Raw genomic sequence first — 8671 nt, 5'->3', positions numbered from 1 at the left:
AATTGCAATTGTAGGAATGTCAGGGAGTGGAAAATCAACTTTGCTCAATCTATTGCTACGTTTTTATGATGTAACAAGTGGTCATATCTCAATTGATAATCAAGATATACAAGCTATTTCATCAGAGAGCCTTTATAACTTAATGACTGTTGTTCAGCAAGATGTTTATATCTTTGATGATACTTTAAGTGCAAATATCACCCTTAATAAATCCTTCAATGAAGAGGACATAAGGCAAGCTGTACAACAGTCTGGTTTAGAAAGTTATGTTTTGAAAAATGAATCTGGTCTACAAGCTTTATGCGGTGAGAATGGCTCAAATCTATCTGGTGGACAAAAACAAAGACTTAGTATTGCACGTGCCTTAATTCGAAAAACACCAATTTTATTATTGGATGAGGCTACCTCATCTTTGGATAATCAAGTAACTACTGAAATTGAAAGTTCAATCTTGGATATTCAAAATTTGACTGCACTTGTAGTAACCCACAAGTTGAATGAGAACATTTTGAAAAGATACGATAGAATTCTCTTTATGAAAGATGGCGTTATTGTTGAAGATGGTTCTTTCAGTGATTTGATGGATAGGAGAGGTGAGTTTTATAGGTTGTTTGAGTTGAGTGTGTAATGATAATATATATTTCAAATACCAATATTACTAAATCGGATGAGCTCTACATAGAAAATTGTATCCCACTTAATTTTTTGAAAGAAGTGAGAAAATATAAATAGGTTCAAAACTAATTCATGTAACTTCGAAGAAGTTCACTGATGTCCGTACTCACACAAGGAAAGTTATTAAGAAGATTTATCTTCATGTTGAAATAACAGAAGGTTTTTTATAAAAAAATTATTACTAGCTAAAAATTAAATTTATTTTAAGCTATTTCTTTTATAGTAGAACTATCAAAAACACTTCCATTATGGGAATAGAAGGATGAATGATGAAAATTTTAAAGTTGATACGACCTGAAAAGCCTTTAAAAGAGCTTAAGTGGTTTGATATCGCTATTGTGACTGCGATCATGTTTGGGCAGTTTATTGTCTGGTCTACAGAACTCTTCCTTACCAGTCTTCAGCCAGTCGTCCAAACCGTCACCGCAGCTACTGAAACGGCTACCAATACAGCTAGGGATGGGGCAGCATACTCGAGCAACTTAACCCTGCAGATCATCTTATTAACTCTCGCCTTGGCCTACTTGCTTCTACGGAATTTCGATTTTAAACAGCTTCCGATTCGCTTTAAATGGTCCGTCCTCTTTTGGGTACCCTTGATCTTTGCCATCGTCGGTCTGTTTGGGGATATCGTGACAACGGTGAGTGGAGAGTATGATTACTTCAATATCAATCTCCTCCCATTTATCGATCCCATGCAGATTATTCACAAGTTCTTAGCGCTTAGTCCCATGGCGATTGCTTATGCCTTGCTCAATGGTTTCTACGAAGAGTTCTTCTTCTTAGGAGTCATGACCTCTGTTAATCAGAAGTACAAGTGGTGGGCACTGGCTTATTCGACCTTGATTCGGATTTCCTTCCATACCTACCAAGGGTTGCTTTGGGCAGTGGTCATCGGAGTGATCTATGGACTCTTTTACTATGTCCTCTACAAGAAGGTGATCAAAAACCTCTTGCCATTCTTCCTCATGCATGCTTTGGCCGATATGTTTGGCTCTAGCATCCTCTATCTTTTAATCAACTGGGGAAGTTAAAAAAATAGTTGAAAAGAGAGTGGGACAGAAATCGGTAATTCGTTAGAATTCGATTTAGTCGTCCCACCTCCGCACAGTTGAGTAGGGCTGTAAAAGCTGATGAAACCAGCGTAGTAGAGCCCACTCAACCACTGCGTCTTGCTCGATAATCCAAAGACAATTGAGAGGCTAGTACTTTTGTCCCAGCCTCTTTTTTATCTGCTCTGAATCTCCTGAATGATGGGAAAATCCCTGTAGAAAAGGCGCAAAGATGGTATAATAGAACTATCATTTTACAGGAATCATTACATTATGAAATTAGTCTATACAGATATTCGAACCCCTTTAACCCAGGTCTTGGTGGATGAGGCCAATCGCTTGGTTGAAGAAGGGAAGAGGGTCTTTTATATCGCGCCCAACTCTCTATCTTTTGAGAAGGAGCGTAAAGTCTTGCAACTCCTGGACCAGAAGGCTTCTTTTGCCATTACCATTACGCGCTTTGCTCAGATGGCACGCTATTTTACCCTCAATGAAAGCCACCAGCAGGAGTCGCTCGATGATATAGGTCTCGGCATGCTCTTTTTTAAGGTGCTTTCTCAGATGCCCGATGAAGAACTTAAGGTCTATGCCCGTCTCAAGAAGGATCCCCAGTTTATCCAACAATTGATCCAGCTCTTTCATGAGTTGCAGTCTGCCCAGATGACTCCGTCAGACTTGGATGCCTTGCCAGATCAGGAAAAGAGAGAAGATCTGGTCCATATCTTGAAGGCTGTCCAAGACCAGTTAGTTGCAGGCGCCTTTGAGTCTGAGTCTAAGTTGGCTAGTTTTGCCTCTCACCTTATCAAGGGAGATTTGGATGAGGAGTTAAAGGATTTGGCCTTAGTGATTGATGGCTTTACCCGTTTCTCAGCTGAGGAGGACTACCTGGTTCATTTGTTACATGACAAGGGTGTCGAGATCATTATCGGGGCCTATGCCAGTGAGAAGGCCTATCGCTCGATCTTTCGTGAGGGCAATCTCTACCAGGCCAGTGTCGATTTCTTGCTAGACTTGGCTAGGACCTACCAGGTCACGCCAAGCTATGTCGGTCAAGGAAAAGAGGATGCCTTTAGTCGTATGACGCGAATCTTGGAAGCTCGTTATGACTTTACAGAGGTAGAGGGTGAGCTGTCTGATCAAGATCGAGAAGCAGTAGAGATTTGGACCTGTAACCATCAAAAGGAAGAATTAGAGGCGGTAGCCCGCTCCATTCGCCAGCGTCTGTATGAGGGGGCTCGTTACAAAGACATTCGGGTCCTCTTGGGAGATGTGGATGCTTATCAGCTCCAGCTCAAGACCATCTTTGACCAGTACCAGATTCCTTTCTATCTCGGAAAGAGTGAATCTATGGCCCAGCATCCCCTGGTCCAATGGGTGGAATCCTTGGACCGTCTTCGTCGCTATCGTTTTTTGACCGAGGATGTGGTCAATCTCTTGAAGACTGGGCTCTATGGGACGCTGACACGAGAGGATATCGACCATTTTGAACAATATGTTCGCTTTGCGGAGATCAAGGGTCTGGCTGCCTTTTCTCGTGATTTTACGGCCAACCACCAGGACAAATTTGACCTAGAGCGTCTCAATCAGATTCGCCAGCAAGTCATCAGTCCCTTGCAGGAATTTTATAAGACCAAGAGTCAGACTAGCCAGGGACTTCTGAAGAAGTTTGCCCAGTTTTGCCAAGATGCCCAGTTGGCTCAAAATATGCAAAACTTGGCCAGTCGTGGTTCGGAGCAGGAGATGGAACGCTATGACCAGGTCTGGAAGTCGTTTAGCCATGTACTAGAGCAATTTGCCCAAGTTTTTGAGCAGATGAAGGTGACCTTGGATGATTTCCTTAGCATTCTCTTATCAGGAATGTTGTTGGCAAGCTATCGGACGGTCCCTGCGACTGTCGATGTGGTGACAGTTCAGTCTTATGATTTGATTGAGCCCTTATCAGCGCCTTATGTCTATGGCATCGGCTTGACCCAGGAGCGCTTCCCTAAGATTGCCAAAGACCAATCCTTGCTGACGGATGAGGAGCGCCAGGTCTTGAACCAAGCTTCAGACGATCAGGCCAATCTTCAAATTGCCAGTCAGGATAACTTACGAAAAAATCGCTTTGTCGCCCTGTCCCTCTTCAATGCAGCCACCAAACAGTTGGTCTTGTCCAGTCCTATTTTAGTCAACGAGGTGGATGACAAGATGTCCCCTTACTTGCTCGAGCTGACCAAGGCCCCCCTCAATTTATCTGTCATTTCGAAGAAGGCAACAGCCTCTAGTCAAGACATGGGTTCTTACCAGGCTCTCTTAGCTCGATTGATTGAATTGCACCAGGGAGAAATTGACCAGGAGTTGAGCAAGGAAGAAGCGACCTTCTGGGCGGTTGCCATTCGTGTCCTTCGGAAGAAATTAGCGTCAGAAGACTTGCACATCCCACAAATTAGCCAAAACTTGACGACCAAGGTCCTAGAAGATGAGACCCTTGAAGCCCTTTATCCTAAAGGTCAGGCTCTGTCTTTATCTGCTTCAGCTCTCAACACCTACTACCAAAACCAATACAGCTATTATCTCCACTATGTCTTGGGCTTGCAAGAGGAGTGGCACTTGCGACCAGATGCGAGAAGCCATGGGAATTTCTTGCACCGAATTTTTGAACGGGTGCTAAAAGATCCTTCAGAAGGAGATTTTGATGAGCGCTTGAACAAGGCCATTCGCGAAACCAGCCAGGAGACAGAGTTTGCCCTCCTTTATCAGGAGAATGCCATGGCTGCTTTTTCAAAAGAATTGCTTCTGGATACCGCTCGGGCAACGGGACGTGTCCTCGCTCACAATGATCGCATTGAAACCATTGGAGAAGAAGCTCTCTTCGGCCAGGCAGATCGTCCCTTCTTAACCCTAGAAGATGGTCGTCCGCTCTTGGTCAAGGGCAAGGTCGATCGGATTGACCGGCTGTCTGATACAGGAGCTTTGGGAGTGGTGGACTACAAGTCCAGTGAGACCAAGTTTAATTTTGAGAAGTTCTTTAACGGTCTCAACTCCCAATTGCCAACCTATCTGTCCGCTATCAAAGACTTTCAGGACTTTGATCCTGACAAGGGGATTTTTGGAGCCATGTACTTGCAGATGACGGATCCTTTGGTGCCTCTCAAGGATACCAAGGCGGTCGATGATGCTGTCCAAGCCGTTCTAAAAACCCAGCAATACAAGGGCCTTTTCTTGGCAGATCAGGCTAGCCAACTTGGCGAGCATTATGAGAAAAACAAGGCTATGCTCCTGAGTCAAGAGGAGCTAGACCTGCTCTTGCTCTACAATGCCCATCTCTATCAAGAGGCAGCCGAGGGAATTTTGTCTGGTAACTTTGCGATCAACCCTTATACTGAAAATGGACGAAGCATTGCTCCCTATGTAGAACAATACAAGTCGATTACGGGATTTGAAGCCAATCTCCACCTGGGACAAGCCCGCTTCTTGGAGAAATTGGATCCAAGACAGTACGAGAAACGCCCAGTCGGTGACAAGCTCCGCCAGGCCTGGCTAGAAAAAATGAAGGAGGAATTGAATCAATGAAACCAATTGAATTTTTAAGTCCCAAGCAGATTCAAGACCTCCAAATCCAGGAGGCCCAGTCTGACAAGGAACAAAAGCGGACTCCTGAGCAGATAGAAGCCATCTATTCGTCAGGAACCAATATCTTAGTCTCAGCTTCGGCTGGTTCTGGGAAGACCTTCGTCATGGTCCAACGAATCCTGGATCAATTGCACCGGGGGATTTCCATCCAGCAATTGTTCATCTCGACCTTTACCGTCAAAGCAGCGACTGAGCTCAAGGAACGGTTAGAAAAAGAGTTGGAGAAGAGCCTTAAGGCAAGCCAGGATGAGGAGCTCAAGCACCACTTGGCCCAACAAATTGCAGAATTACCAACTAGTGATATCGGAACCATGGATGCCTTCACGCAGCGCCTGGTCTCTAAATATGGCTATTTATTAGGCCTCTCCCCGACCTTTCGCATCCTCCAAAGTGCGAGCGAGCAGTACTTGCTCAAGAATGACTGTTTTGAACAAGTCTTTGAGCGCTTTTATGAGGAGCAAGGGCCTGACCGCCTCTTTAGTCGTCTGGTCAAGAACTTTACAGGAAAGGGCAAGTCGCTAGCTGGTTTTAAGGACCAGGTTTATGCACTGGTAGACTTCCTCCAATCCACTGCGGATCCCCAAGCCTGGTTGGAGGAGTCCTTCCTCAAAGGCTATCAGGACCTGGACTATGATGAAGCCTTGGACCAGTTGGCCCAAGAGGTAAAAGAGCAACTCTTTGAACTGGAATCTTTCTTTACCTTCCACCTGGCAAATGAAGGTCATGCCTTTTCAGGGGCTAAGTACAAAGAGAATGTCACCGCTATTCAAGACTTAATCGCTAGTCTCAATAAGCAGTCCAGCCAGGAAGCCATCTTTGAGGTCTTAGAGCGGGTGGTCTTGATCTCCCGTGCCAGCGGAGGACGAAGCCTAACCATCACGACACGAAAAGAGGACCTGAAAGAGCTAGCTACGGCCTTCAATGACGAACGCAAAGAACGTATCGAAGCCTTGCGGGCGGCAGCTTCCCAGCACTATCAACTAACCTATCAGATTCGCTTTAAGGACGAACCCTTGCCTTTACTAGTCTTGCTCAGGGACTTTGTCCAAGCTTTCTCCACTGCTTATTTAGAGCGCAAGAAGCAGGAAAATTCTTTTGAATTTGGCGACATCAGCCATTTTGCCATCCAGATTCTTGAAGAATTCCCTCATATCCGCAGTCTGTATCAGGAGCGCTACCACGAGGTCATGGTTGATGAGTACCAGGATACCAACCACACCCAAGAGCGGATGTTGGAACTCTTGTCCAATGGCCACAACCGCTTTATGGTGGGAGATATCAAGCAGTCCATTTACCGCTTCCGTCAGGCAGATCCTCAGATTTTTAACGACAAGTTTAAGGCCTACCAAGAAGAAGGGGCTGATGGCAAGTTGATCCTGCTCAAGGAGAATTTCCGTAGCCATGTAGAAGTCTTAGAGGCGACCAACCATGTCTTTGAACGCCTCATGGATGAGGAAGTTGGAGAGATTCTCTATGACCAGAGCCATCGCTTGATTGCGGGAAATCCGGAGAAGAAAGAGACGACGCCCGCCTATGAGACAGAGTTCCTGCTCTACGATGGCAGTCAGGATGCGGCTGAAGGAGCTGAAGAAGATGAGCAAGAAGGCGATAGCCTATCCTCAGGTGAAGTCCTTTTGGTCATCAAGGAGATTATCCGCCTCCACAATGAAGAAGGGGTACCTTTCAAGGATATTACGCTTTTAACGGCGTCTCGGACTCGCAACGACAAGGTGCTTTCAGCCTTTGAAGCCTATCAGATTCCTATCGTTGCAGATGGAGGAGAGGAAAACTACCTCCAGTCCGTTGAAGTCATGGTCCTTTTGGACACCCTCCGGACCATTAACAATCCCTTGCAGGACTATCCCTTGGTGGCCCTCCTGAAATCAGCCATGTTTGAGTTTGACGAGGACCAGTTGGCTCGCGTAGCCTTACAGGGAGTTGAAGGAAAGAAGGCAGAGAATCTCTATGAGAAACTGCAACACGCCCTAGACCAGACAGGGAGTGCTCCTCATTTGATCGATTCTAGCTTGAGAGAGAAGCTCACCCGCTTTATGGAGACACTAGATGCCTGGCGTGACTATGCTCAGACTCATTCTCTCTATGACCTGCTCTGGAAGATTTACCAAGATCGCCACTATTATGATTATGTGGGTGCCCTGCCAAATGGAGCTCAACGACAGGCCAATCTCTATGCCTTGACCCTTCGGGCAAATGACTTTGAAAGCTCTAGTTTCAAAGGTTTGCCACGTTTCATCTCCATGATTGATAAGATTTTGGAAAACCAACACGACTTGGCCAATGTCGCTCAGGCAGTTTCTAAGGATGCTGTCCAACTCATGACCATCCATAAGAGCAAGGGACTTGAGTTTCCTTATGTCTTTATCCTCAATACTGACAAAAAGTTTGTCGGCAAGGAACTATCGACCAATGCTGTCATCAGTCGGAAAAATGGGGTCGGGATCAAGTATGTTGCGAATCTCCCCGTCGAGTCTAATCAAGAGGGACTTCCCGAGTCGGTACGCTTGGTCATTGAGACCCTGCCTTACCAGCGGAATGTCGAGGAAATTCGTCTAGCAGCCTTGTCGGAGCAGATGCGCCTCCTCTATGTCGCTATGACCCGGGCAGAGCGCAAGCTCTATCTGGTGGGCAAGGGCCGGCAGGATAAGTTAGAAGAGAAAAAATGGGGATCCAGTGTCAATGGACGCTTAAGTCCAGCCCTTCGTAAGGAGATCAATTGTTTCCAAGACTGGCTCTATGCCATCCAGGCAGTCTTTGCCCAGCAACACTTGGCCTATCAGACCCGCTTTGTGACCGACCAAGACTTGACGCCGGAGCAAATCGGTCACTTGGAGTTGAAGTCTTCTCTCCCAGTCGATGACCTCAAGGACAACCGGCAATCAGAAGAGATCCGCCGAGCCTTAGATGTCTTAGAATCAGTGGACCGGCTCAACACCCAGTACCAAGCAGCCATCCAACTTCCGAGTGTGCGTACTCCGAGCCAAATTAAGAAATTCTATGAACCTATCCAAGATATCGACGGAGTGGACCTCATGGAAAAAGGGGATCTTGCCTTACCAAGCTTTGAGTTTCCAACCTTTGGAAAGGAAGAAGCTGTGACAGGGGCGGCAGTCGGTAGTGCCCTGCACGAACTGATGCAACGGATTCCATTGACAACAAATCCAACCATGGAGAGCCTAGCAATGGTCCTCCAAGAGGTCAATGCCAGTCCGGCTGTCAAGAAGCGAATCGACCTCAAGAAAGTCTTGGCCTTCTTCCAGACCGACTTGGGCCAACTCTTGCTCAAAGAGTCAGACAAGGTCTATCGTGAAGCA

Annotated in this window: 4 protein-coding genes; all 4 read left to right on the top strand. The window is 46.2% G+C overall.

What is annotated here, in order from left to right:
• Nucleotides 1-628: ATP-binding cassette domain-containing protein (locus ACLOR3_RS05060; protein WP_412037044.1), on the top strand; the 628-nt coding region annotated here is incomplete at its 5' end.
• A 316-nt stretch (nucleotides 629-944) separates the two neighbouring features.
• A complete protein-coding gene (locus ACLOR3_RS05055) occupies nucleotides 945-1709 on the top strand; it encodes a CPBP family intramembrane glutamic endopeptidase (RefSeq protein ID WP_411400415.1) in 765 nt (254 codons plus the stop codon).
• Between the two features lie 291 nt (nucleotides 1710-2000).
• On the top strand, nucleotides 2001-5279 hold the full coding sequence (gene rexB / locus ACLOR3_RS05050; protein WP_411400229.1) for an ATP-dependent nuclease subunit B: 3279 nt from the start codon (nucleotides 2001-2003) through the stop codon (nucleotides 5277-5279).
• Nucleotides 5276-8671 (top strand): helicase-exonuclease AddAB subunit AddA (gene addA, locus ACLOR3_RS05045; RefSeq protein WP_412037043.1); only part of this gene is annotated, 3396 nt, incomplete at its 3' end. The genes rexB and addA, both read left to right, overlap by 4 nt.

Origin of the sequence: Streptococcus intestinihominis (assembly GCF_046824975.1) — a bacterium.
Lineage (GTDB): Bacteria > Bacillota > Bacilli > Lactobacillales > Streptococcaceae > Streptococcus.
This window is presented reverse-complemented; position numbering and strand designations above follow the sequence as displayed.